A 24176-nucleotide genomic window follows, 5' to 3' on the forward strand; every position below is an offset into this window, starting at 1 on the left:
CAACTTCTCAGTATTGTTATTATGCCTGTCAACTGCCAACAGTTAATTGTTAATTGTTAATTGTTAATTGTTAATTGTTAATTGTTAATTGTTAATTGTTAATTGTTAATTGTTAATTGTTAATTGTTAATTGTTAATTGTTAATTGTTTTTGTAGCCAGTCTAGACCTAATTTAATTGTTACATCAGAATAAAGAGTGCCGGAAGTTTCTACACTTACATCTCCAAAGCCTAAAGAACTATAAACCTGTTTAGCTGAATCCTCATCTCCCTGCTGCGCTATGATTTGCGTCACGCTCAATGATTCAGGCAAACTTTTATCAATAGTAATTCTGCGATAACCTGCTGTCTCAAGTGTACGAACTAAAGAATTAACAGCCTGATTATCGCCTGTACTATCTTGAATTGTCACTCGTACTTTACTTGTATCAACTAATTCGCGATCGCTAGATCCTTGGTCAAAGTACTTAGCCATCAATGTTTTGAGCCGACTGCGATTTGGCAACCAGTAACTGATGCTATGACGACCGTTTCCATTCGCCTCTCCAGGCAGCATCAACATTTTTACCTGTTGACGATCTGTCCGTATCCCAAAACCTACTAATGCCGCCAGTTCTTCTACGCTTAAGTTAGTGTCAAGATGTGACTGAATTACGGCAAGAATTTTCGGTACGCGAGTCAAAATTGTAGGGTTAAGGGTTTGCTCCATTAACGCACGCATCACCATTTGCTGTCGCTGAATTCGTCCAATATCGCCATTTTGGTCATAGCGAAAGCGTAATAGTTGCAATGCCTGATCACCGTTAAGATGCTGTTTTCCCTGTTTAAGATTAATGTAGAGGTGCTGAGAATCATCTTGATACTTCATGTCCTTTGGTACATAAACTGTGACACCACCCAAAGCGTCAATTAGTTTTTCCACACCCTGAACGTTAATTCTGATATAGCGGTCAATGGCGACACCTTCGAGTAGGTTACTTACCTCTTTTGCTGCTACTGCTGGCCCACCTATGACATTAGCTGCATTAATTTTTTGGACACCATGCCCATCCATGACTATGCGGGTATCTCTAGGAATAGAGAGAACGCTGATCTTTTTTTTCTCTGGATCAAAGCGTAGCAGCAGCATTGTATCTGCCATACCATCGAAGGAATTAACCAGTGCATCGTAACCCAAGTTGTGCGCTGTTGGGGCAGGGTTCTTCAAATCTGAAGCGGTTACTTTAATTCCCGAAATTAAGATATTCACGGGACGGGTAACTTCTGGCAATTTCATGTTGCCTTTCGAGAAGCTATCGCCATCAAAAACAGCTTGTTCTTCAGCACTAAGTTTTTGATGCATTAAGGGTGTACTGGCAAGGGATACTGCTAACAACGCTCCCGCAGTTGCAGAAATCATTGCCACTCCGGTTAATCCCAACCCTAGCCAGAGTAATTGTATCTGCTTTCTTTTAGTAACTTGTTTATTATCTGGTTTGGCGATCGCACGATTAGCGCGTTTTTTAGGATTTTTTTGATCTGGCACTGACTTCCTCACACACAAAATGCCTCTTAGAAAGCTATAAGGAGCGAATGTTATTTAGGTTTCCCTAAAAACTGATCTTGGTTATACGGGTGTGGTCATAAATTGAGCTTTGGATTTTCAAGTCTGCATTAGTAATTAGTCTATGACCTATAACCAATGACCGCCCCTACGCGCAATTTGTTACCGTGTGCAGTATAGCTTGATCAGCCTGTACAACAGCCAAATAGGATTGAAATTTTCGCCCTTTCTGAGTTTTTGGCTTAAAAGTATGATTCCCAAAAAGCTGATAGCAATACTGGAGTCAACATCGATCTCATAGCGGAATGCTTACCTTTGTAGAGACGTACCATAATACGTCTCTACATTCATTGAACTCAGAGGTAAGCAGGCACTTATCATAGGTGTCGGCGAACTACTCGTTCAGCAAAACTACTGAACCCAGGTAAACGTACAGACTTACCTTGCAGCAATTGCACCATCAATGATAAGCAAACTATAAAATAGCCAGAGGTAAGCAAGCTATTAATAATTAATAGGCGTAGTGTAAATATTTCTGAAACTTGCGCTCCAGTGCCTAATAAGGTATATGCAGATAACCAGGCGATCGCTAGTGTTACTGCTAAACGACTCACTGCCAATTGTTCCTTATTGCCTTCACGTCGATATAGTGTCCACAATGCGGGGAAAAATCCCACCACAGGCACAAGATATAGAAACAACTGTAAACGATTAATGTATTGATTTTCTAACGGGTCAACTTTGTTCATATTTATGAATGTTTAACAATTATTAATTAACAGCATCCATGTTAAGTTTATTTACAGCCATCGACTTAGTTATTGGTTAACGTTTAACTGAATAGCCTTTTTGAGTTTTTCCTTGTTAATTTCAACTTCTGGCTGATTAATATTTTCTGTCACTCGGTAATAGATGACATTACTATTATATAAATTATTAATCATGTCTAATTGAGCATCAAGTATTTTGGGATGTTTTTGATACCAAGACGCGATCGCTTCGGACAGTTTTTCGATATCGTCAGGGATGGGAGAAATTAATTGAGCTAAGTCAGAACGGTCTTGGCTAGAAAAGAGCGATCGCTTATTGCTTAACAATTCAATAAATGCTTCGAGGTTTTGTTGATCAAATGACATTAATTTTACCCGATTATTTTTGGCATGAATCAGTATACTGCTTATAAAAACCAATTATTACATCTGTGTGCATCTGTGTTGATCTGTGGTTAATTAACCAATCTTTACTTATTTTTAACTGGTATACTCCACCAAGCTAAGGCATAAGGTTGAGTATCATCATTAACTCGTTGACGAAACTGAACGCGAATTTTATAGCGACCATTAGCCGGAATTTTATGGAAGATGTGTTCTACACTATCAACATCGCTTTGGGATGACCAAATACTTTTGCTAGTATCATTATCTTCTGCACGCATCAGGTAAATATCGAGGTTATTTAAACCGCGATCGCTAAAACCTTCTCCAATATCGTACTGCCCATTTTTATTACTATCCTTTAACTCTACCTTACGATCCCAAGCCAGCGTAATTGAAACAAAACTACCTTGCTGTAATGGTTGCTCTAACACATAATCTTGATAATTAGATGCCTTGACACTGCTGTAATCCCAAGCAATCGGAGCTACCCCTTTATTGTCACCCGTTGGCGCGGTTCCAGACCACTTACCAGGGCTAAATTGTTGGTATGCTCGGAAAACATTTAACTGTCCAGCGCCCATTTGATAATGTAGTGGTATTTTAGGGTCTTTATAAGCATCGGAATCTAACCAATTAGTATTATTTTTAGCCAAAATAGTGCGGCTCATTCCTAGTCGCAAACCATCGCCAGCATCTTGAATTTTTTCAGCAGAATTGAGCAACACAGCTTTCATCACTTCGTGACGACGAGCATCTGTACTCCAGCGTGGCTGACGCGATTTCAACTGTCTATCACCAAATTCTTGTAGTAAAGCTACAGACCCTGTAACATGAGGTGCAGCAAAACTGGTGCCACTGACACGAGTAACTTTACCCTTCAAATCATATAAATTCAGATTAGCTCCAGGGGCAAGTATACTAATAGAACGCCTACCACCCACATTAATTTCGCGATCGAGTAAGGGTCGAGCGACCCCGACTGGCGTATCACTTAAATTAGGAAAATCTACTTTAGTAAACAAACTATCCCGACGAGTTGTATAGGCAACATTCACAGCATTGAAGTTGTCAGTAGGGATAGGAATACCACCTTTACCCTGATTACCAGCAACTACATAAACCACATCGTGAACTCGTGCTGACCAATCAACGCATTGTGTCAGTAAAGCCTTACCATCTAAAACCGCTCTAGCTTTAGTATCTGTATCTAGTGGTTCACCAAAACTAAAGTTAATTGCCCGCAAATCTCCCCCATTTTGTTGTGCGACATATTGCGTGGCTAAACATTCTTCTGGTTGACCACTGGTTTTAGGTGAACCAACAGCAGAAGAATACAAAAGTGCCTTTGGTGCTACGCCAGGTATTGCTTTGTCATTACTAACCATCACCCCTGCTACCATAGAAGCGTGACCATCAACTTCTGAATTTGATTTGGCTGGAGTATCACGATAAAAGACTCGCGCCAGTGATAGCCACAGATTAGGAGAAGCTGTCTTGTCTAAACCAAAATATCCAGGGCGACCGATTTCTACTTGACCAATGGCAATTTTACGACCTGTCAAGTTATAGGGAGCAGCTTGTAGTTTGAGCGCGTCAATTCCTGCTGACCCTAATGAACTTGGTAAAGCTAAAGCTGGTGTCGTTAAACATGAGGCAGCCAAAGCGTAGAAAATTGATTTAAATCTTTTTGTAATAAGCTGCTGCGCCAAGGAAGTATACTCCACAACTATTTTTAATAGTTTAACGGTGGAATCAGCAATGCAGGGGGATATGGCGATAAGAACATCAGTTTTATAGCAGTTTGCATCTAGATTTACCCCTCCCCAACCCTCCCCTTAATAAGGGGAGGGAGCAAGAAGCTTTGTTTAATTTTTTCAGCACTTTCTTTATATTTTGTTAAATTTGTTAAAATTATTACCAAAGCAGGACGCAAAAAGGATTATTAGCTATGACCCAAACCCCATCCCAAAAGCCCATTGTGATTGCTCCATCAATCCTATCAGCAGACTTTAGCAGACTGGGAGAGCAAATTCGAGAAATTGATGCTGCTGGCGCTGATTGGATTCACGTTGATGTAATGGATGGCAGGTTTGTCCCTAATATCACGATTGGTCCCCTGATTGTCGATGCCATTCGCCCTGTTACCAAAAAACCTTTGGATGTCCACTTGATGATTGTGGAACCAGAAAAGTATGTGGAAGATTTTGCTAAAGCAGGTGCAGATATTATCTCAGTTCACGCTGAACATAATGCTTCTCCTCACTTGCACCGCACTCTTTGCCAAATTAAGGAACTAGGTAAGCAAGCTGGTGTTGTGCTCAATCCTTCTACTCCTTTAGAGTTGATTGAGTATGTGATCGAAGTTTGCGATTTGGTCTTGATTATGAGCGTTAACCCTGGGTTTGGGGGTCAAAGCTTTATTCCTACGGTTATTCCAAAAATTCGCAAGTTGCGTCAGATGTGTGATGAGCGTGGACTTGATCCTTGGATTGAGGTTGATGGCGGTTTGAAGGCTAATAATACTTGGCAAGTTTTAGAAGCTGGAGCGAATGCGATTGTAGCTGGTTCGGCTGTTTTCAATGCTAAGGATTATGCTGAGGCAATTACTAATATCCGTAACAGTAAGCGTCCGACACCAGAATTAGCAACTGTTTAAGGTTTAAGAACTTACTCACTGAGAGTTTGAAGCTTACGATCCCCCCTAGCCCCCCTTTTTAAGGGGGGGATTTAGCAAAAGTCCCCCTTCTTAAGGGGGATTTAGGGGGATCTACACCTAAGATTTGTCAGCAATATTTAAATAGCAATTAAAAAAAGGCGATCGCATCTGGATCACCTTTTTTTATTGCAATTATGCAGGGATGATGATTTCTATCCCTTACGGCTACCTAACCATCTAGCGGCGGCAATTCCAAATACGGCTGCGACTAGGGGATGGCTAACAAATTTGAGGATAGCTGGTTTGTCGGCTAATACATCGCGGAAGAGGTCGGGATGGTTGTGATAAACAAAGGAAGCTAATTTGCTGACATCATCTGCACTCATCCGGCTTGCATGATGAGTTGAGAGTGATAAACTTTGCTCTAAGGAGCGATCGCTCATTCCTCTTTCACCCAACCGCTTTAAAAATTCTTTGGCTACATCATCGCGATCGTGTGGTTTAATTTGGGCGATCGCTTGTTGTAATTCTGGCTCCATCTGAGCAGAGGAAATATTATCGTGATGGAGATTCTTGCCGAATAATTGTATACGTTCGTCACGTGATGAGCGTTGAGCAAAATCATCAAAGTCTTGGTACTCTGCTGCTGGATCACTTGGTGCATCTGACAAGGATTCGGTATTACCTCCAGCCAGATTACTCATGATTTCACGTTTATATTGGTCGCTGCTACTCATTTTTTTATTCTCCGGTACTCAAAAAATTAGTTAAAAGTCTGCTTTGAAAAATTTTTGAAGCAAATTAAAGCTTAATTTGCTGGTATTTGCTCACCTGATTGCTAAAAAGGAAACTAAGCGCCTTGATAGTTAACTTGATTTGACTGAGCATCATATTTAGCTGTCAAAATCAGTTTCTTATCTGGTGCATACATTAAAACGCTTAAATCTTGGTTGGGGAAATTTTTATGGAATCCTTGTACCAAAGATTTTGCTAAAGTTTGCACTTCGTTGGGGCGAACTTGAGGCGTAATTACAACTCCTAATTTGTTGTTATCACGCACGTAAGCGTCCTTAACTAAACCTTTAGCAGTTTGTACAACCCAATTACCAAAATCTTGACCTACTGCGGTACTACCGCGTTCTAAAGTTTGATAACTTGTGCCACTACTAACACTAGGTAAAGCCGGACTTGTTTTAGCTTGGGTAGCTCCACCACAGGCTGTTGTGATTGTGAGAACTAATACCAAAACTAAAGCTGTTAAGAATTTGCGACTTTGCTGCATTAAACCCATATTGTGATCCTCAAAACAGTTAGATTCATTAAGAAATTCGTTTTCTGTTATAGAAAATGGCAATAAATTCTATAAAAATAGAGGCTATGGATAGCCCTATAGCTATCTAGCCTCCACCTAGTTACTTAGGCTTAGTCAAGTGCTTTCTTAATGTTATCTTTGATATCTTCGCCAGCGTTACGCACGGTAGCTTCGCCTTGTTTGGCTTGTCCTTCAGCTTGATGTTGAGGATCACCAGTTACGTTACCAAGTGCTTCTTGGGCTTTGCCTTCAATATTTTTAGCTGCTGCTTTGGCTTTATCTTCGAGGCTCATTATGATTTTTCCTATTTATAGATAATGTCAAATTTGAAGATGTTGAGTAAATATTTATCAACTTTCTTCGCTCAACTGTATCTAATTTAACAAAAGATCTTCTGATAGCCTTCTGTCGGTAGATATATTAGAAATTAATATATTTATCTCTATTTATATATGCTTAAAGGTTGAAAACTCTTGTTAAGTAAAATTAAGAGATGCTGCAAACACTTAAGTATATAGTGTACAATTAAAAATCCCGATTTAAGATAAATCGGGATGATAAAAAGCTTATTATTATTAGTTTTTTTAATCTAAATAACCGAGCATTTCATCAAAATCGTTACCTCTGTTTGATGCAATTGGGCGACCTCCGTACCCTAAATGAGTTTGATCAGCATCAAAATTACTACTAAAAACAGGACGGTTATCTATCCAAGAAACAATCTGTGCAGTTTTTTGATTACTACCAATTGGACGCATTCCCGACATATTAACTGTATCGTGAATTATCAGGCTACTTGCATCAATCGGACGGTTATTAGGTAGAAGATTTGATTCAATAAGCTGCATTGTCCCTGTATTTGTCGTACTTTCTGAGGCTTCTAGGTTAATTGGCAAATTATTAACTGGGGCTTTGCTTTTCATATTTGTAATCTTCTCCTGATTAGTTTCGTTAATATTGATGCTCAATTCTATAGTATTGCTAAGGCTGATTAACTTATCCTTCTCAAGAGTTAACTAAAGAAAGCCAATGACTATAAAAATTGCCAACAGCTAATTTCTGCTATATCTAGTTTAACCTAAATAAATCTTAATAAAAATAAAGTTAATTTAAGTAAGTAGATTAAAATAGAAATACGGTAATCCGATACTTAAGAGTTTGGAAAATCAGAAAGCAAGATGAGTTGTAGCTGATTAGTATAGAGAGGAGTTATCTAGGTGTTAATACTCAAGCGCCTGGAAGCTCAAACCCCATTTCTGGTGTTGGGGAATTGACATACTCCCCGCTCTCTTAACGGACGGGGATTCTAGGCTCAAACAGCAATTGCAGTCAGAGACTGTCTTACATCGCCTAACCTAAGAGTTGATGCCCCAACTCTACAAATATTCTTAGCTGCGTTTTCGTCCCGTCCATTTACAGTTTTACAGGACGGACAACGCCATTCTCTAATAGATAAATCCAGTTTTTCTAAAACATGATTGCAACTGTTACAAGTCTTACTTGATGGATACCACTGATCCACGAATACAACTTGTTTACCTTTCTTTTTGGCAACCCATTCTAAGATTTGTAGAAATTCACAAAAAGCTAAATCTGATACTTTTCTACCCCAAATGCGTTTCATTCCATTGAGATTTAAAGTCTCAAAGCATAGCACATCAAATTTATCAGTTAAATCGTGTGCTAATTTCCAAAACCAATCACGCCTAGCATTAGAAATATCCTCATACTTGCGTACTAGATTTTTTCTCGCTCGTTCTCGGTTAGATGAGCCTTTTAACTTTTTGGAATGATTCTTACTGGCTTTTTTGATGACATTTAAGGATTGCTTAAAAAATTGGGGAGACTCAATTAAAGATCCATCTGAGCAAGTGAGAAATGTCTTGAGTCCAAAATCAAACCCCGCTATTTTACCAGTCGTGGATTTAATTTCAGGATTAGGACAATCATCAACAACCAGAACCATAAACAATTCCCCTAATGGAGTTCGCTTAATGGTTAAAGTTTTGATTTCCCCTTCTATCTCTCTCGACTTCCAAAATTGATAAACTTTCTTCCCAATTTTTACCCTATTACCACTTAAAAATTTATAACCAGCTTGTTTTAGGGTGAAAGATTTGTATTTTTTAACCTTCTTAAATCCTGGTGGTCTAACACATGATTTGTGGTGTTTAAAAAATAGTTGGTATGCTTTATCAATCCGTTGGCAAATATCTTGTACAGCTTGAGAACCTACCAACTGCCAAAAGGGGTTACGCTTTCTCAGTTTGGCAACGTGAGCCTGAAGTTTAGCACAGTTCAAATGCTTGCCCCACATCTGATAGTACCGTTTGTGAAGTGCAATGCAATGGTTGTAGATTACCCCAGCAGCATTAATTGTGCGCTTGAGATATCTATTACGCTTGTGACCGTACAACTTAAACTTCAAGGTTTTCATGCTAGTATTATAACATAATTGGCTAGATATTGGGTAGATAGATGAATAGAGAAAGACTTAGCTTACGAATATCTGCTTCGAGACTGCAAAAACTGAGGAGAGTGGCGCAGAGTAGGGAAAAAACTATGACTCAAATGATTGAAGATTGGATTGACAAACTTAAGGAAGAAAGCCGCCCTGAAAGTGCGGGGCTTTAAACCCAGAATTTCTGGTAATAAAAAATTATTGTATTCAAAATTCGCAATTTAATGACGCAATTTCGTCTGCAAGCTCCATTTCAACCTACAGGCGATCAACCACAAGCGATCGCACAACTTACCTCTTATCTCCAAGCAGGTAATCGTTTTCAAACTTTGCTGGGCGCGACGGGTACGGGGAAAACCTTCTCCATCGCTGCCGTGATTGAAAAAATTGGTAAGCCAACGCTGGTGTTAGCCCACAATAAAACCTTAGCAGCACAGCTTTGTAATGAGTTGCGGGAATTCTTCCCGAATAATGCGGTTGAATACTTTGTTAGTTACTACGACTACTATCAGCCAGAAGCTTATATTCCAACTACGGATACATATATAGAGAAAACCGCCTCGATTAATGAGGAAATAGATATGCTGCGACATTCAGCGACGCGATCGCTGTTTGAACGTAAAGATGTGATCGTTGTAGCATCAATTAGCTGTATCTACGGTTTAGGTATGCCTTCAGAATACCTAAAAGCGTCTATTCCGTTTCGGGTGGGAATGGAAGTTGATCAACGTGCATTGCTGCGAGATTTAGCCAATGTGCAATACTCTCGCAACGATCTAGATCTGGGTAGAGGGCGTTTTCGAGTGCGGGGGGATGTTTTAGAAATTGGTCCCGCTTATGAAGATAGAATTATCCGAGTAGAATTTTTTGGCGATGAAATTGACGCAATTCGCTATGTCGATCCAGTCACAGGGGAAATTATCCAAAGTCTGGATGCAATAAATGTTTATCCAGCGCGTCACTTTGTCACTCCAGAAGATCGCTTGGAAGAAGCTTGCAATGCAATTCAAGCAGAACTTAAGCAGAGGATTTTAGAACTAGAAAGTGCTGGTAAACTTTTAGAGGCGCAACGGATAGATCAGCGTACTCGCTATGATTTAGAGTTATTGCAGGAAGTAGGTTATTGCAACGGGGTAGAAAATTATTCTCGTCATTTAGCTGGAAGACTTCCAGGTGAATCGCCAGAATGTTTGATTGATTATTTTCCTAAAGATTGGTTGTTAGTAATAGATGAATCCCACGTTTCTATACCACAACTTCGGGGAATGTATAACGGCGATCAGTCGCGCAAGCGGGTATTAATTGAGCATGGTTTTCGCTTACCTAGTGCTGCTGATAACCGCCCGTTAAAAGCTGAGGAGTTTTGGGATAAGGCAAATCAGTGTATATTTGTCTCTGCAACGCCTGGAAATTGGGAAATTGAAATATCAGAAGGAAGGGTTGCAGAACAGGTAATTCGTCCTACTGGGGTGCTTGATCCTGAAATATTTGTGCGTCCGACGGAAGGACAAATTGATGATCTTTTGAGTGAAATTCAAGAACGGGTTGCACTGAATGAACGGGTATTGATTACCACTTTAACTAAGCGGATGGCGGAAGATCTCACGGAATATTTGCAAGATCGTGGAGTGCAGGTGCGCTATCTACACTCAGAAATTCAATCTATTGAACGCATTGAGATTATGCAAGATTTGCGTGATGGTAAGTTTGATGTGTTAATTGGGGTTAACTTGTTGCGGGAAGGGTTGGATTTACCAGAGGTATCTTTGGTAGCGATTTTGGATGCGGATAAAGAGGGGTTTTTGCGTGCAGAGCGATCGCTAATTCAAACTATTGGTAGGGCGGCGCGTCATGTGCGCGGACAAGCGATCTTATATGCTGATAATTTAACCGATAGTATGGTTAAAGCAATTGATGAAACTGATCGCCGTCGGGGGATTCAGTTTGCATACAACCGGATGCACAATATTACACCGCAATCAATTGCTAAGAAATCTGGTAATTCAATTCTGGCGTTTTTAGATGTGTCGCGACGATTGAATTCGCAACAGTTAGAAACTGTTTTTGAGCAAGCAGATGAGCTATCTTTAGAGCAAATTCCGCAGTTAATTACGCAGTTAGAAGCGCAGATGAAGGATGCAGCGAAGAAGTTAGAGTTTGAGGAGGCGGCGAAATTGCGCGATCGCATTAAGCATTTGCGGGATAAGATGCTGGGGCGTTAATTGTAAAACCCCACCCCCTCCCCGTTTACAGGGAGGGGAAATAATAGTTGTATATGTTTATAATGTTGAGCCACTTTGTAAGAACTTGGAGGCGATTAAATGCAAACATTAATCTATTTCTAGCAATAAAGCACGATATCCTGCTTGAATAAAGTGTTTATCGGCTGTTGCTGCATAAATCAAACTTTGCTCTTGCATGACGACGAAAGAGATACAGTCAGTTAATCCCCAGGTTTTATCAGGGCGCTTTTGATAGAGTTGTAACGCTTTATTTAAAAGTTGATTATCAACACTTACCACTTTGATATTAGGTGTTTGGTAGCATTGTTGGATGAATTGAACAGCAGCTTTACGATTAAAAGCACTTAAAGCATTACCAACTTCAATTAAGATTGCTTCTGTTATCCAAACTTCATCAGCATTTTTTACACGAGGTAATAACTTTTTAGCTTGCAAATGATACTGATCGCGAGAATTCAGCAATGCTTGAATAAAGGCGGTATCCAAAAACAGTCTATCTGGAGTCATAATCAAGCTTCAGAATGCTGTTTATTTGTTCCATACAAATAATGATTATGTTCGCTTGACCAATCTTCGGGTGCTTCAATAGTACCAGCTAAATTTTCTAAAACATCCCAAGCATCTCCTGATTGGTTGTCTTCAGCAATGATTGCGATCAGATAGCGTTTATTAGGTTCTAAATTAATAGGTTGTTCTAGTCGTAAAACTGAGCCATCAAAAATGGCAGTTAATTGTTCGTTAGCAGACATATATTATATTGATGTTGAGTATATTTTTTATTTTAAGCGATCGCATGGCGTGTGTGTAAGTGCGATCGCCAGAATTAGTGGCAGAAGGTTCAACCATAGAAGAGGTTGTCGAAATTGCTCAGGATGTTGCTAAAACACTGCTAGAGATAGAACAACAATAAACAGGGAAAAACTTGAATTTGCCTGTTATCCCGAATCAATTTGAAGATCCTCTGCACCTTAATTTTTTAGTAAGGACGGGTTTAACCAAGATATCTGTAAATACTTAATTTACTTTGCAACCCGCCCCTACACATTGCTAAATTTATCAAATTTCCCAGTGCTGATAATTAAATAATTTTTACTAATTACCAGTCACCGATAACCACTTAAACAATTACCACAGAGGACTTAGCAGACTGCCCCAAAAGTCAACAATTCCTTGTCCGCTTAATACTTCAATAATGAGGATTGAAACGAATCCAATCATTGCAAAGCGACCATTCCAGACCTCTGCATTAGGTGTAAAACCTTGCTCAATATTAATTGCAGCTTCAGTATACGGTTGTTTTGTCTTTTCTTGCAAAGATTCCATTTTATTAACTCCAAAAAACAAATTTTTTATCAACAGCTTGAAAATATTACCAGGGTAATTAAGTTAATAACCCTAACATGAGGGATTATAGTATTCCCCAAAAGTGAAGTACACCTTGACCAGTTGCTAAATTAATAGCGATCGCAGCAATAATGCCATCCCAAGCATCTCCTGGTTGGTTGTCTTCAGCAATGATTGCGGTCAGATAGCGTTGATTAGGTTCTAAATTAATAGGTTGTTCTGGTCGTAAAACTGAGCCATATCTATAATGTAAGTATTAAAACAGGCAGAAATTATCAGCCGATGAATACTTTTACCATTGCTATCCCTAAAATTACCCCAGAGCAATTTTTAGAAATCTGCCAAGCTAATCAAGACTTGCGCCTAGAATTAACTGCTAGTGGAGAAGTAATTATTATGCCCCCTACATTCCCCTGGACTGGTCAAATAAATTCTCGGTTAAATGCTCAATTATGGAACTGGAACGATCGCACAAATTTAGGCATAGTTTTCGACTCCTCCACAGGTTTTACTCTTCCTAATAGTGCTGTTCGTTCTCCTGATGCTAGTTGGGTAAGTAATGAACGTTGGAACAGTTTAACTGAAACTCAGAAAAAATCAGAATTTTCTCCTATAGCTCCTGATTTTGTGATTGAATTACGCTCTAGTAGCGATGCAATTAAAACTTTGCGCGAAAAAATGCAGGAATATATTGATAATGGTGTGCGTTTAGCTTGGTTAATTGATCCGCAAACAAAACAAGTAGAAATTTATCGCCAAAACCAACAAGTAGAAGTTTTAAATTCTCCTGATACTGTCAACGGTGAAGATGTGTTACCTGGATTTGTATTAAATTTAAATAAAATTTGGTAAAAGGTAGGGCTAGAGATGCGATTGCGCTGACGCGCACGCTACGCGATCGCACATACACGCACACTGCATTATCCTAATAAACGGTCTAGTTTCTTGTAGACCTCATCATTATTACGTTTACCGACTAAAATCACTTCAACTCAATCTTCATCCGCCTTAAATCGGTGAAAAAGTGGAAGTTATACATCTTATACACTAAGTTATACATTTCGCAAACGCGATCGCAAACAACCCTATGACATACTGGTATTTATACTAAGCCTTAAACAACAAACTATCAGCAAAAAAAATAATTTTGTGAGTTTTATTGCAAAAATAAGCATTTAACTCTTGACTTTAAGTTGGTTAATGCTTGCAAACAAAGCAACGTTACGTTCCACTACGACAAAATTGAATGCTGATCTTTTATAACAACTAATCATACTTAAGCTTAAATATTACTTTATTATGTCAAAACATTATATAAAGCCAATAAGTTTACAACCTATTTCTTGGTCTAAAAGCAATACTTATAGCTTAAACCAAGAGAATTATACTAAAATTATTTATTGGTGGAATTCATTACCCCAAAAAACCGTAATTTGGGATGTTTTTAGTGCTTTTGACAAGAAACCTCTTCTTAGAGATGTATTGGTAATTGAAAGTACTTTTGTAGATAATTTGACCTTTTGCTGGTGTAAGCAAGGTTTGAACCATTGGAATACTCTTAACCCACAACATCTAGCACTAGATTATTTAAAGGAAGAATTAAGTATTATTACAAATAGCGAAAACTGGTTTTTATATAATCATAAAATTACTATATTGTCTTAATTTATCATTTTTTTTATTATCCTTTAACTTATTAAACGAATTTCTCAATTTATAGCAGTCAGCTTAGGCTAAAGCCTGACGGCATGAACTCGCCACGACGCAGAGCGCCTACAGCAGCCAGCTTTCTTAAAAGCCTTTGTTCCCAAGGGTTTCAAAATAGATTTTATCCTAACTGCCTTGGCGACTGCTAGAGATGTAATTTTTCTAAGCAGTGAGAGTAGTATTTTTATAGTTACTAACTGATTGTTTCATGTTTCAAGCAACTCGTCGCCGTTTAGCACTTTGGTACACAACAATTACTGCTGTACTATTGCTATTTTTTGCTAGTGGTGTTTATTTATATGTTCGTAGCACTTTAATTGAGCGTGTTGATGATACCCTCAATCATGTAGTTGAAGTAGTAACGCGCTCGCTCATCATTGAACCACTTGACACTACACCCTCTGAATTGCACGTTAATATCGAATCCAGTTTTCGAGACAATAGCGACACCGTAGAAGACGATCATATCGATCTAGAGTGGTTTAGTCCCACAGGAAAATTACTTTGGTCTACCTTATCAGAACCCCTAAATATTCCCATTTATCCTAATCGTACTGGCGAAACAGTTTATGTTTCTCCAGATCATTTATTACGACAAGTAACAGAAAGAGTAGAAATTGGTCGTCATGTGATGGGATATTTGCGTGTTAGTCATCCTTGGTTTGAAGTCACAAAACCTAGTCGCCAATTAATAGTCGATCTCAGTATTGGTATTGTAATTATGCTAATTTCTGTTGCTGGTATTGGTTGGTTTCTTTCTGGGTTAGCAATAGAACCAGTAAGAGAATCTTATCAACGCCTCAAACAATTTACTGCTGATGCTTCCCACGAATTAAGGAATCCTATTGCAATGATTCAAACTAATGTGCAAGTAGCACTAGCAGATCCCGAACCCATACCGCAACATTATCGCCAACAATTGCAAATTGTAGAAAGATTAACCCGCAGATTAGGGCGTTTAGTAGATGATTTGCTATTTCTAGCTAGACAGGATAGTGGGATAGTACAACCGCATTTTGTATCGGTTCCACTAGATGCTTTATTAATGGATGTAATTGAAGAACAACAACTTGTTGCAGCATCAAAAGATATTATTTTATCACTAGATATTATTGAGCCAGTTATTAATACCACTGCTGAGACAGCAGAAGATATATTTACCATGCAAGGCGACTGGGATGAGTTAGCGCGTTTGTTCACAAATCTTGTGAGTAATGCAGTGCAATACACACCCGCAGGGGGGAAGGTTGGGGTGAAGTTGCAACAAATTGGTAGGAATAACCATTTCCAACTGCAAGTGAAAGTTAGTGATACAGGAATTGGTATTCCAGAAGATGCTTTACCTGAGATATTCCACCGCTTTTATCGTGTAGATTCTTCTCGTACTCATAGTAAAGTAGCAGGTTCAGGGTTAGGATTAGCGATCGCCGGAGCAATTGTAGAACATCATCAAGGTCAGATTCAGATCGATAGCAAGCTTAATCAAGGTACTACCGTAACTGTTACCTTGCGATAGCGCAAGCGACGACAATAGGAGAATCGCGCCATCAAGCAATATCCCTTTGAAATACTCCTAATGGCAGATGTCTTCCTATATTTATACTTTCCAATTTATTAAATGCTTCCTGTGACAGATGCAGACAACATATTACAAATATTAACGTCAAAGGCAGGCTAAAACTTAAGTGTTTGACCACTGTTTAAATAAGTAGCTTAAAATCAATTTTTTGATTTGCTTTATAGTCATAGCAATCAATTGATTTATACCTCAGTAGTGGTCATATTTGCACAGCCTTAATCATCATATTAGAAAAATTGAGAAGAATTTTATGCCAATTAATTTACGAGAAGATGTTGCTTACATCCTGCTAAAAAAGATCAGCGAAAGCGACGGACAAGGACAGCAGGAAGTTAAATTTACCGAGTCTGACTTAGCTGGTCGCGATCTTAGCCCTAGCGATCTTTTGGGACACTTAGATTATTTAAATCAAAAACAGTATATCAACGCAGAATTCACTGGGAATGCCTATGGAAATCAGGAAGATACTCCTGATGCCGCTAACCCAAAAGAATTTGATTTTAGAATTGCCAATACTTATGGCTCCGCAGATGGTCCCCTGCCTCACCTGATTGCTTTTAAAAGTGCAGAATTAACTGAAAAAGGTCGTAAAATGCTAGAGAAAATGGAGGCAAATCCTCCTCAAGCTCTACGCGAAGGTCCAGCAACTTCAATTGCTGCAAAAGATATGCCTTTCCTTGAGAAAGTCATGATCCGAGGTAATCTTACCGATCTTTTTGATGCCAGAGATATTAGTGAAGTCGTGTTCCGTACAATGCGTGACATGATGACAAATGAAGCAGCAGATCGGGTAACTAGCGAACTGCATGAAGAAATGGAGCCTACTGAAGATAAGGCTTTACAAAACGAGATTGCAGATCTTTGGAAAGATACAAATCCAATTGTTCATTTCCTCAGCCGGATTCGTCCACCCCTGATCATCAAATCTGATACATTTTTATTCCGCATTAAACAAGAAGCTGGTTTACCATCAGGCTCAAATGTAGAATTTGTGGTACAAGCAGTATTTAAAGCTACTAAAGACGAATTATCTGAAGAACGGATTAAAGAAATCTCCGGCTTCTTACCCGATAAAATCAAGGAACTTTGGGAGCAAGCTTAAGTTTCTGCCCTTAATCAAATAATATCAATAAAATTCGTTCTGGCTAATTGTTCAGAGCGAATTTTATTATTGTTAGTTATCAAGCAAACTTTTTTTGTTACTTGAACGTCATATCATATCGTATCTCTGATAATATATAACGCTTGATGCAGGCATGGGGAGAGCAAATATGGCTCAAATTAGTCAACTATTCAAAAAGGTGGAGTTAGTTGCATATATGTTTGGCAGCCTGCTGTTGGCATTACCTGCGATCGCTCAAGTCAACACTAACCAAACCAATTTTCCAGAAAATCCCTCAAACAGCCAGGGAATTTTGACCGCGCTTCCTTGTCCTGTTTATTCACCACCACCAGCGATCGCTAAACCTGTTCCAGGTAGTAAACCAACTCCGCCACAAGCGATCGCGATACCAGTTCCAGTTATTAATACCACTCCGCAACCAATTAAGCCGCCGTCATCACTTCCCCCTTGCCCAATTCCTCAACAACTTGTGGGTATGGAAAGGATCTTGCCATCTCTGCCAATTACTGCCGCTAACCCATCACTAGATTTTGCTCCAACTTGGCAAAATACCACCGCCCAGATCCCCCAAACGCCTCCAAAGATAAATACATCTGGGCAAAGTACTCCCACCGAGATTTCCTCTTTAGATCAAAATATAGATACATCCTGGCAAAATAATTCCAGCGAGATCCCGTCCTCACCTCCTAGTATTGGTATACCCTGGGAAAGTACTCGCAGGATACCGCCAGCACCTCAACCTAATGATCGCCTATCTGCACCATTTCGCAAGCCAGATATAGAAGTACAACGAGGCGCTAATATTCCCTTGACAGCGACTCGTAATCTACCCCCCTCAATATCCAGAGGTGATGCTTCTTATCCAGCACCAGAGCAACTAGAAACCCCAGTTGCCACAGTTCTTCCACTTAATGGCATAGTCAAGGTCAATATTGTAAATACAACTAATGCGGCGATCGCTTATCAAGTAGTTGGCGATACTAACGATCGCATATTACAAGGTCGCGGGAATGTGACTTTAGCTAACCTACGCACACCTGTAAACATCATATTTGAACGGCAAGATGGTGGGCTAATTTTGGTTACTCCCCAAGCTAACTCAGAACCTGGAATGTTGACCGTGACATTAAAAGAGACATCGAATCTCGACTTGGATCGCAAAGCCATGACGATTAACCCTACTGGAGGCGTGTTTCTTAATTAGGGAGGAGAGAGGAGAGAGGAGGGAGGAGGGAAAGGGGAATTTCAAAGCCCCTCCCCTAGTAGGGGAGGGGTTTGGGGAGAGGTAAGAATTGAATTACCGCTTCACTATCCTCTGTAATTAGTTCATACAGAACAGGGAAATATTGCAGGGATTGTTAAAATAATTTGGATTTACTAATCTAATCAGCCTAAAGTTACAAGCTATCAGCTTTCAATTATGCTTCAAGCATTGTGAGTAAATTGAACAAAAGCTGAATGCTGAATGCCGAATGCTGAAAGCTTTCATACACTGATCTTCTCACGAGTGACGAACCCCTATGCCTCGCCGTAACGACCTCCACAAAATCCTGCTACTGGGTTCTGGTCCAATTGTAATTGGACAAGGCTGCGAATTTGACTATTCCGGTACTCAAGCTTGTAAAGCCCTTCGAGAAGAAGGATATGAGGTAGTGCTGGTCAATTCAAATCCAGCAACAATTATGACCGATCCGGAAACCGCAGATCGCACATATATAGAACCGCTAACACCAGAATTGGTAGAAAAAGTAATTGCCAAAGAGCGACCAGATGCGCTATTACCGACAATGGGCGGTCAAACTGCCTTAAATCTTGCTGTCTCTTTAGCAAAAAATGGTGTGCTGGAGAAGTACGGCGTTGAGTTAATTGGGGCAAAATTACCAGCAATTGAGAAAGCCGAAGATCGCCTACTATTTAAACAAGCAATGGAACGGATTGGCGTGGACGTATGCCCATCTGGAATTGCTCATAATTTAGATGAAGCAAAAGCTATAGCTCATCAAATTGGTAGTTATCCGTTAATTATTCGCCCTGCTTTTACTTTAGGTGGTGCGGGTGGCGGTATTGCTTACAACCAAGAAGAATATGAAGAAATGGCACAAGGTGGTATTGATGCCTCCCCAGTTTCTCAGATTTTGGTTGAACAATCCTTATTGGGTTGGAAAGAGTACGAACTAGAAGTAATGCGAGATTTAGCAGATAACGTGGTAATTATCTGCTCAATTGAAAATATTGACCCGATGGGGATTCATACGGGTGATTCTATTACCGTCGCCCCAGCCCAAACTCTGACAGATAAGGAATATCAACGCCTACGGGATGCGTCGATTAAGATTATCCGCGAAATTGGTGTAGAAACAGGTGGTTCTAATATTCAGTTTGCAGTGAATCCTACCAACGGCGATTTTATTGTGATTGAAATGAACCCGCGCGTTAGCCGTAGTTCAGCTTTAGCATCTAAAGCAACTGGTTTCCCAATTGCCAAGTTTGCTGCTAAGTTAGCGGTTGGTTATACGTTAGATGAAATTCCTAACGATATTACTAAGAAAACTCCTGCTTCCTTTGAGCCAACTATTGATTATGTAGTCACAAAAATTCCCAGATTTGCCTTTGAAAAGTTCCCTGGTTCTCAAGCAACTCTGACAACACAAATGAAGTCGGTGGGAGAAGCAATGGCAATTGGACGGACGTTCCAAGAGTCATTCCAGAAGGCGCTCAGATCGCTTGAAACAGGACGCGCTGGTTGGGGATGCGATGGGGTGGAAAAACTACCTTCCTTGCCTCAAGTACAGGCAGGTTTACGCACTCCTAACCCAGAACGGATATTTACAGTACGTCATGCGTTGAAGTTAGGCATGACAGTAGAGGAAATCTACGAGTTAACTAATATTGACCCTTGGTTTCTCGAAAAAATGGAGGAACTTTTAGTAACTGAGAATTTACTCAAGCGTACTCCGTTAACTGAATTAACGAAAGAACAGTTATGGGATATTAAACGCCAAGGTTTTAGCGATCGCCAAATTGCTTACGCGACTAAAACGAAAGAAGATCAGGTACGGCAATATCGCAAACAATTAGGAGTAGTTCCAGCCTACAAACTTGTAGATACTTGTGCTGCTGAGTTTGAAGCGCAGACTCCTTATTATTATTCCACCTATGAGGAGGAATCAGAAATAATTCCTTCTGATCGTCGCAAGGTGATGATTTTAGGCGGTGGTCCTAACCGGATTGGGCAAGGGATAGAATTTGATTACTGTTGCTGTCATGCGTCTTATGCCTTACGGAAAGACGGCTTTGAGACAATTATGGTTAACTCAAATCCTGAGACAGTATCAACAGATTATGATACGAGCGATCGCCTCTACTTTGAGCCTTTAACAAGGGAAGATGTTCTCAATATTATAGAAGCAGAACAACCAGAAGGGGTAATTGTGCAATTTGGTGGTCAAACCCCACTAAAACTTGCTCTACCACTGCAAGAATACTTGAATCAAATAAACGCCTCAGACTCCCCCCTCCTCACTAAAATTTGGGGTACTTCACCAGAGTCTATTGATATTGCCGAAAACCGTGAAAGATTTGAACAGATTTTGCGGGAATTAGATATTAAGCAGCCTGCTAATGGTATGGCTCGGAGTTATGATGATGCTCTACAAGTAGCGCGTCGCATTGGTTATCCTGTCGTTGTGCGTCCTTCTTATGTATTGGGTGGACGGGCGATGGAGATAGTTTATTCTGATCTGGAACTTGAACGCTACATGATGTATGCAGTGCAAGTTGAGCCAGATCATCCCATTTTAATTGATAAATTCTTAGAGAATGCAATTGAGGTGGATGTAGATGCGATCGCAGATCATACTGGCAAAGTAATAATTGGCGGTATTATGGAGCATATTGAACAAGCTGGGATTCACTCTGGCGATTCTGCTTGTTCTTTGCCTTGCGTTTCCCTATCTAGTGATATCCTAGACACTATTCGCACTTGGACGGTGCAGTTAGCCAAAGCACTCAAAGTCATTGGGCTAATGAATATCCAGTTTGCAGTTCAAGGTGAACAAGTCTACATCATAGAAGCTAACCCCCGCGCCTCCCGCACTATACCTTTTGTTGCTAAAGCCACAGGTATACCCCTAGCTGGACTAGCATCTAGAATTATGTCTGGAAAGACATTAAAAGAGCTTGGTATTACTGAGGAATTTATTCCCAAACATATTGCAGTTAAAGAGGTTGTACTGCCATTTGAAAAATTCCCTGGTACTGACACTATTTTAGGACCAGAAATGCGATCGACTGGGGAAGTTATGGGTATTGATGTTGACTTTGGACGGGCATTTGCCAAAGCCGCCTTAGCCGCAGGTCAACGTTTACCTTTATCTGGAACCGTGTTTGTCTCCACAAATGACCGCGATAAAGCGTCAGTTGTGCCTGTAGTTAAAGATTTGATCGAATTAGGCTTCCATATTGTCTCCACAGAAGGCACGCGCCGTGTTTTAAAAGAGCATGGAATAGATGTGGAATTAGTGTTAAAACTGCATGAAGGTCGTCCTCATGTGCTGGATTTTATTAAAAACGAGCAAATTCAGCTAATTATTAACACACCTTCTGGTGAAGAAGCACAGGCAGATGGTCGTTTAATTCGTCGTAGTGCTTTGACATACAAAATTCCGCTCATTACTACAATTGCTAGTGCCAAAGCTACAGCAGCAGCAATTCGCTGTTTGCAATTACAGCCAATGGAGGTAAAAGCGTTGCAAGATTATATTGTGGCAGTAAATCAACCTCAACCTGTTGCTTAAAACTCCACCCTGTGAGTTTTCAAACTTTATTGGCTCCGTTTCTGTCGGTGAGATCCCCCTAAATCCCCCTTAATAAGGGGGACTTTGATTGGATTTTTCCCCCTAAGCTAGGTACTCGTACTCGTTCCCAGGTTCAACCTGGGAACAAGTAATGAAGGCTCTGCCTTCTCATAATTGAATAAGAATGAGATTATACGTTGTTTGCTTAATTAACCATTTATGAGTGCTGTAACTGTTAAACGCTTTACTATATCTGAATATCATCGTTTATCAGAACTAGGTTTCTTTATTGAAAATGAGCGAGTAGAATTAATTCGCGGACAAATATTAGAAATGGCAGCAAAAGGTACACCACATTCTGTCTGCAACTCACTTCTCATTGGGAAGTTAGTTATGTTATTAGGAAAACGCGCTATTGTGCGAGGACAAGAACCAATTATCATACCTCCCGATAGTGAACCAGAACCAGATGTAGTAATTGCGCGTAATAAATCTGACAATTATTTATCTAATCATCCTATTTCTGCGGATCTTTTACTGGTTATTGAGGTAGCAGATTCTTCCCTGAAGTATGACCAAGAAGTTAAATTAGCTCTATATGCAGAAGCCAGAATATCAAATTATTGGATATTTAATTTAGTAACTAATTGTTTAGAAGCTTACAGTGAGCCATATCAAGATCAGCACGGTAATTTTGGATATGCTAACAAGCACATCTTTTTACCTAATTCTGTAGTGCCTCTACCCGGCTTTCCTGAATTATCTCTTAATCTCACAGAAGTTTTTCCTCAAACTCAATCATGATTTTTATAAAAAATTTAGGTAATTAACCACAGATAAACACAGATAAACACAGATGTAATAAGATATTTTTGGCTAAGTTTAGTTAGGGTTGAGAGTTAAGCAAACTTTCAACAACTTGTTGCATTTTTTCAACGTGGGAACCTTTCCAGTAAATTTGACTGCACTCAATACAGCGATGAAATTTATCTATTTGCTGAACTTGAGGAGGTATTTGGTCAAGAATACTTTCTTTAGCAACGGATTCTAGTAAACCATTACAACGAATACATCTATCAAATGGTTTAGCGGTTTTAAATAATTCAAAGCGTTTCATTACTTCTAATATTTGTTGCTGAGGATTAGTTGAGCGTACATAATATCCGTAAGTAACAATACTACGCATTAATAATCCGCGATTGCGCGTCAACAAAGTCCGCTCCTCTGTACTAGAAATATAAGCTAATTCCTCATCTCCATAATCATTGCGATACAAGGTATCAAAACCTAACATTCGCAAAGATGTTGCTAGTTTACCTAAATGGATATCAATAACAAATTTTGGAATAGGTAGCGGTGGCGGTGCGACAGATATTAAGGGTTGAGGGTGGGTTTGTCTGATAGTCTCAGCTTGAGAAATGGGATATACACTGATGCGATCGCCATCTTGCACCAAATAAGAAAAATCAACTGTATTATTGTTAACAAAAATAAAGCTCACTTCAGGATGAGGCACACCAAAAGATTCAATCATATCTTTGATAGAAGGATGTTCTTCAAATATATGCGTGAAGCTTATATTTTTTCTTTTGGGCGGTAAAAAGAAATTCAGTTCACCATAGAAACAAAAATCAACTTTTGCCATTATAGGGAAAAATTAATATTTGACAATATTATAACAATTTTGTTAGCGATTTAATTATAATATTTATGAAACTTCACTCTAATTACAATTTTTATAATCGAATGACTGTTAAATCCTTCATAACTACTCTTTACAAAAAAGATTATTACCTCTGGATTCAAACAACCATAAAACAGCTTAAAGATAAAAATTTAGATGTGGTTGATTGGGAAAATTTAATAGAGGAGTTAGATAGTTTGGGTAAACAACAGCAGCAAGAATTAGAAAATCGCTTGATTATCTTGTTGGAACATTTACTAAAACTAGCTTATTGGGAAATGGAAAGAGAATATAATGAGCGTGGGTGGAAGGGGACAATTATTGAACAGCGCAAACAAATATTAAGGATACTTAAAAAAAATCCCAGTTTAAAGCCTTATTTAGCAGAAATTTTTGCCGAATGCTATGCGGATGCTCGTGATATCGTTAGCGTAAAAACGGGGCTAAATTTAGAGATTTTTCCGGCTTTACCTCCTTTAAATATAGAACAAACTTTAGACGAAAAGTGGTTTTTGGATGAATTATTGCAAAATTAGATTTTTCCCTGCAATCATATTCTGCCACGACGAGCT

Annotated in this window: 24 protein-coding genes and 1 pseudogene; 11 read left to right on the top strand and 14 right to left on the bottom strand. The window is 39.3% G+C overall.

Translation table 11 applies throughout. From position 1 onward, the window contains the following. Nucleotides 1–126: 126 nt before the first annotated feature. The 4 genes from CRI9333_RS22220 to CRI9333_RS22235 form a co-directional block, all read right to left on the bottom strand. Entirely contained in the window at nucleotides 127–1524 is a 1398-nt protein-coding gene (locus tag CRI9333_RS22220; protein WP_015205405.1) for an LCP family protein, read from the bottom strand. A gap of 395 nt (nucleotides 1525–1919) precedes the next feature. Continuing rightward, nucleotides 1920–2291, bottom strand: coding sequence for a hypothetical protein (locus CRI9333_RS22225; protein ID WP_015205406.1), 372 nt, complete (start codon nucleotides 2289–2291; stop codon nucleotides 1920–1922). A 69-nt stretch (nucleotides 2292–2360) separates the two neighbouring features. Beyond that, nucleotides 2361–2678 (bottom strand): hypothetical protein, encoded by a 318-nt coding sequence (locus tag CRI9333_RS22230; RefSeq protein WP_015205407.1) that lies wholly within the window; start codon nucleotides 2676–2678, stop codon nucleotides 2361–2363. A gap of 104 nt (nucleotides 2679–2782) precedes the next feature. Further along, nucleotides 2783–4408 carry a S8 family serine peptidase gene (locus CRI9333_RS22235; RefSeq protein WP_015205408.1) on the bottom strand — a complete coding sequence of 542 codons (1626 nt, stop codon included), beginning with the start codon at nucleotides 4406–4408 and terminating at the stop codon, nucleotides 2783–2785. A gap of 239 nt (nucleotides 4409–4647) precedes the next feature. On the opposite strand from CRI9333_RS22235, the gene rpe reads away from it, so the two are divergent. Next, nucleotides 4648–5355: a ribulose-phosphate 3-epimerase gene (gene rpe / locus CRI9333_RS22240; protein WP_015205409.1), complete on the top strand. Its 708-nt coding sequence runs from the start codon at nucleotides 4648–4650 to the stop codon at nucleotides 5353–5355. 212 nt (nucleotides 5356–5567) lie between these two features. Here the strand turns inward: rpe and CRI9333_RS22245 are convergent, their stop codons facing one another. The 5 genes from CRI9333_RS22245 to CRI9333_RS22265 all read right to left on the bottom strand — a co-directional run bounded on the left by CRI9333_RS22245 (nucleotide 5568) and on the right by CRI9333_RS22265 (nucleotide 9104). Further along, nucleotides 5568–6092 (bottom strand): hypothetical protein, encoded by a 525-nt coding sequence (locus CRI9333_RS22245; protein WP_015205410.1) that lies wholly within the window; start codon nucleotides 6090–6092, stop codon nucleotides 5568–5570. A 113-nt stretch (nucleotides 6093–6205) separates the two neighbouring features. Continuing rightward, nucleotides 6206–6646: a hypothetical protein gene (locus CRI9333_RS22250; protein ID WP_015205411.1), complete on the bottom strand. Its 441-nt coding sequence runs from the start codon at nucleotides 6644–6646 to the stop codon at nucleotides 6206–6208. Nucleotides 6647–6777: 131 nt separating this feature from the next. Further along, nucleotides 6778–6960 carry a CsbD family protein gene (locus CRI9333_RS22255; protein WP_015205412.1) on the bottom strand — a complete coding sequence of 61 codons (183 nt, stop codon included), beginning with the start codon at nucleotides 6958–6960 and terminating at the stop codon, nucleotides 6778–6780. A 291-nt stretch (nucleotides 6961–7251) separates the two neighbouring features. Further along, nucleotides 7252–7590, bottom strand: a complete 339-nt coding sequence (locus tag CRI9333_RS22260; protein ID WP_015205413.1) for a hypothetical protein — start codon at nucleotides 7588–7590, stop codon at nucleotides 7252–7254. Nucleotides 7591–7979: 389 nt separating this feature from the next. Beyond that, a complete protein-coding gene (locus CRI9333_RS22265) occupies nucleotides 7980–9104 on the bottom strand; it encodes an RNA-guided endonuclease InsQ/TnpB family protein (protein ID WP_015205414.1) in 1125 nt (374 codons plus the stop codon). A 41-nt stretch (nucleotides 9105–9145) separates the two neighbouring features. Here CRI9333_RS22265 and CRI9333_RS27475 point away from each other — a divergent pair, with 41 nt between their 5' ends. Together CRI9333_RS27475 and uvrB are read left to right on the top strand one after the other, a co-directional pair. After that, a complete protein-coding gene (locus CRI9333_RS27475; RefSeq protein ID WP_015205415.1) occupies nucleotides 9146–9301 on the top strand; it encodes a hypothetical protein in 156 nt (51 codons plus the stop codon). Nucleotides 9302–9352: 51 nt separating this feature from the next. Further along, complete coding sequence (gene uvrB, locus CRI9333_RS22270; protein WP_015205416.1) at nucleotides 9353–11350, top strand: excinuclease ABC subunit UvrB; 1998 nt, start codon at nucleotides 9353–9355, stop codon at nucleotides 11348–11350. Between the two features lie 108 nt (nucleotides 11351–11458). On the opposite strand, the gene CRI9333_RS22275 is transcribed toward uvrB, so the two are convergent. The 3 genes from CRI9333_RS22275 to CRI9333_RS22290 all read right to left on the bottom strand — a co-directional run bounded on the left by CRI9333_RS22275 (nucleotide 11459) and on the right by CRI9333_RS22290 (nucleotide 12694). Then, a complete protein-coding gene (locus tag CRI9333_RS22275; protein WP_015205417.1) occupies nucleotides 11459–11878 on the bottom strand; it encodes a type II toxin-antitoxin system VapC family toxin in 420 nt (139 codons plus the stop codon). A 2-nt stretch (nucleotides 11879–11880) separates the two neighbouring features. Next, entirely contained in the window at nucleotides 11881–12120 is a 240-nt protein-coding gene (locus CRI9333_RS22280) for a hypothetical protein (RefSeq protein WP_015205418.1), read from the bottom strand. 376 nt (nucleotides 12121–12496) lie between these two features. Beyond that, entirely contained in the window at nucleotides 12497–12694 is a 198-nt protein-coding gene (locus tag CRI9333_RS22290; RefSeq protein WP_015205419.1) for a chlorophyll a/b-binding protein, read from the bottom strand. A 303-nt stretch (nucleotides 12695–12997) separates the two neighbouring features. Between CRI9333_RS22290 and CRI9333_RS22295 the strand changes: the two genes are divergently transcribed. After that, nucleotides 12998–13567 carry a Uma2 family endonuclease gene (locus tag CRI9333_RS22295; RefSeq protein WP_015205420.1) on the top strand — a complete coding sequence of 190 codons (570 nt, stop codon included), beginning with the start codon at nucleotides 12998–13000 and terminating at the stop codon, nucleotides 13565–13567. Nucleotides 13568–13635: 68 nt separating this feature from the next. Here the strand turns inward: CRI9333_RS22295 and CRI9333_RS28440 are convergent. Then, nucleotides 13636–13707 (bottom strand): annotated as a pseudogene (locus CRI9333_RS28440) (type II toxin-antitoxin system RelE/ParE family toxin); the annotation flags it as partial. 307 nt (nucleotides 13708–14014) lie between these two features. Here CRI9333_RS28440 and CRI9333_RS22300 point away from each other — a divergent pair. The 6 genes from CRI9333_RS22300 (at nucleotide 14015) to CRI9333_RS22325 (ending at nucleotide 22724) form a co-directional block, all read left to right on the top strand. Continuing rightward, nucleotides 14015–14380 carry a hypothetical protein gene (locus CRI9333_RS22300; RefSeq protein ID WP_015205421.1) on the top strand — a complete coding sequence of 122 codons (366 nt, stop codon included), beginning with the start codon at nucleotides 14015–14017 and terminating at the stop codon, nucleotides 14378–14380. 250 nt (nucleotides 14381–14630) lie between these two features. Further along, on the top strand, nucleotides 14631–15938 hold the full coding sequence (locus CRI9333_RS22305) for a sensor histidine kinase (RefSeq protein WP_015205422.1): 1308 nt from the start codon (nucleotides 14631–14633) through the stop codon (nucleotides 15936–15938). A 313-nt stretch (nucleotides 15939–16251) separates the two neighbouring features. Then, nucleotides 16252–17103 (top strand): DUF2267 domain-containing protein, encoded by an 852-nt coding sequence (locus tag CRI9333_RS22310; protein WP_015205423.1) that lies wholly within the window; start codon nucleotides 16252–16254, stop codon nucleotides 17101–17103. A 169-nt stretch (nucleotides 17104–17272) separates the two neighbouring features. After that, entirely contained in the window at nucleotides 17273–18328 is a 1056-nt protein-coding gene (locus CRI9333_RS25245) for a hypothetical protein (RefSeq protein ID WP_015205424.1), read from the top strand. 316 nt (nucleotides 18329–18644) lie between these two features. Continuing rightward, the gene (gene carB / locus CRI9333_RS22320; protein WP_015205425.1) at nucleotides 18645–21920 is read left to right on the top strand and encodes a carbamoyl-phosphate synthase large subunit; all 3276 of its coding nucleotides are present in this window, start codon (nucleotides 18645–18647) and stop codon (nucleotides 21918–21920) included. 219 nt (nucleotides 21921–22139) lie between these two features. Beyond that, nucleotides 22140–22724 (top strand): Uma2 family endonuclease, encoded by a 585-nt coding sequence (locus tag CRI9333_RS22325; protein ID WP_015205426.1) that lies wholly within the window; start codon nucleotides 22140–22142, stop codon nucleotides 22722–22724. Nucleotides 22725–22806: 82 nt separating this feature from the next. On the opposite strand, the gene CRI9333_RS22330 is transcribed toward CRI9333_RS22325, so the two are convergent. Next, the gene (locus CRI9333_RS22330) at nucleotides 22807–23565 is read right to left on the bottom strand and encodes a Mut7-C RNAse domain-containing protein (RefSeq protein WP_015205427.1); all 759 of its coding nucleotides are present in this window, start codon (nucleotides 23563–23565) and stop codon (nucleotides 22807–22809) included. Nucleotides 23566–23666: 101 nt separating this feature from the next. Here CRI9333_RS22330 and CRI9333_RS22335 point away from each other — a divergent pair, with 101 nt between their 5' ends. Next, entirely contained in the window at nucleotides 23667–24140 is a 474-nt protein-coding gene (locus CRI9333_RS22335) for a DUF29 domain-containing protein (protein WP_041226928.1), read from the top strand. Nucleotides 24141–24176: the final 36 nt, after the last annotated feature.

It is taken from the genome of Crinalium epipsammum PCC 9333 (assembly GCF_000317495.1).
In the GTDB taxonomy this organism is placed as follows: Bacteria; Cyanobacteriota; Cyanobacteriia; order Cyanobacteriales; family PCC-9333; genus Crinalium; species Crinalium epipsammum.